The organism is Bacteroidota bacterium, from assembly GCA_034723125.1.
Classification (GTDB): Bacteria; Bacteroidota; Bacteroidia; order CAILMK01; family JAAYUY01; genus JAYEOP01.
Genome location: JAYEOP010000466.1, coordinates 1 through 1,982 on the forward strand (window position 1 = coordinate 1; position 1,982 = coordinate 1,982).

Here is a 1,982-nt window from a genome sequence, read left to right on the forward strand (position 1 = left end):
TAAAACATCCTATATCATCAGTTATCTTGCAAATGTAAGTACCGGAATCATGGACGAAAATGTTATTTGTATTTTTGTGAAAACTTGTATTACCGTATTTGGTCCATTCAACAGAGGAGAAGTTTCCTCCGTTTAAAATATAGTTGACATCTAAACTAATGCTATCGTATATGCAAAATCCAATATCCTGACCAAGGTCAACATTTATAGTGTTTACAGTTACTTTTGTTTGTGCTGTAAACGAACATCCTGATTGATCCTGAACAGTTACCGTATATGTTTTATCTTGAAATAATTGAGCTGTTTGAATTGTTTGTGTTGTGTCGTTTGTGTTCCAATTAATAGAAGTATAACCTTGATTATTAAAAATTTGTGCAGAAATAGTCATGCTATCTCCATGACAAATATTTGTATCTTTAGGTAAATATGCCCATAGAAAAGGATTTGTTGTAATTGTATCAAAATATGTTGTTGTATCTTGAAAAGGGTTATAAACCTGAAGTTGTATTGGATAAATTCCGGGTTTGCTAAATTTATAATTAAAAGTTTTTTGATTACTTAAAATTTTTTTCTCATTATTCCAAATTACATCTAAATCATAATCTTGAAATGTATTAGCGGAAAATTTATATTTACCACAGCCTAAATCTGTTATGTTATAAATTGCTGACGGCTCAGGAGTAATATAAATTTTATATGCCCTTGATGTGGCACCAAATAAAGGACAAACATCGTCTTTTGCACTAACAGTAAAAATATACGGTGATTTTCTTTGATAAGAACTGTCAGGAATCCATTTTAAAGTTCCGTATGGATGTTTTACACCATTATTATTTGTCCATGTTGCACTGGGAATAGAATTGTCGTAAGATATTAATAATGTATCATTTGCATCAGGATCAGAACTTCCTATTATATAATTTATTGAGTCTCCAATATGTATCGATTTGTAAGCATTAGCTAATAACTTTGGATTTGAGTTGGTAGGGCAATTGAGAATGTGAAGAATTACATCTCTACGAATTTCCCCTATCTTTACACCATTGCGAAATTCTGAAACTTTTATTACCATTACTGTTTGTTCACTTTTCATTGGTTTGAAAGAAATATCCCCATTTATAGGGTCAAGGTGCATACCTTTTGGAAATGGTAAATTATTATTTGGAAAATCCCAGAAATATATGGGTTTATTATAATCGTATTGACCTATGTATGAAATATCTGAATTGTGTGCTTTTTGGGGATAAGCAAATTCATAAGTCAAAGAATCACCATCTGTTTTATACGCACCAATATTTAATTGATAACTTTGACCTTTGCAAAGTAAAAGCAGAGGGTCTGCTTTGAAAATTGGAGAACTGTTTTGAGGAGTTATACATCTGTTTAAAGTTGATTCGATATAAAAAATCTTGTTTGCTGAACCTGTTGTTATACTAACGATTCTACAACACATTTGATAGGATAATATTAATTCACAGCATGTGGTATTTAAGACAACTAACTTTTGATATTCATACTTTTCAACACCATAGGGAAATGAACATGAGCCTGATTGACATCTTGTACAACTATTTGAACAAACAGGGGTTATATCAATTCCTGTAGGCTTTGGAATAGTAACTGTAGTAATAGTTTGATTGGTTGATTTACACTTGATTGTAATGTTTGCATTCCACGGATTAATACTGTTACAATCTCTGTACATAACCAACTTTATTATAAAACTATCTTGTCCTATATTTGTATAACTTAAGTCTCCCCCCAAAAACCAAGATGATTTTACTTCTGTGTTAAATACAAATATTAACATTAAACTTAATAAAAGGTGAATGCTTAATTTTTTCATAATTATTAATTTTTTATTTATTTAAAAACAATTTTTTGTACAAGCTTATTCCCATCCGTCAATTCAATTTTTAAGAAATAAATTCCCTTGATTTGCTTTTTCAATTCAAATTCTTTTACATTTAAATCATGAATTT

General features: G+C 29.7%; 1 protein-coding gene. It reads right to left on the reverse strand.

Annotated features, from left to right (window positions below; translation table 11 throughout):
- A partial coding sequence (locus U9R42_12105) for a hypothetical protein (GenBank protein ID MEA3496760.1) occupies window positions 1-1,846 on the reverse strand: 1,846 nt, incomplete at its 3' end.
- Window positions 1,847-1,982 lie beyond the last annotated feature (136 nt).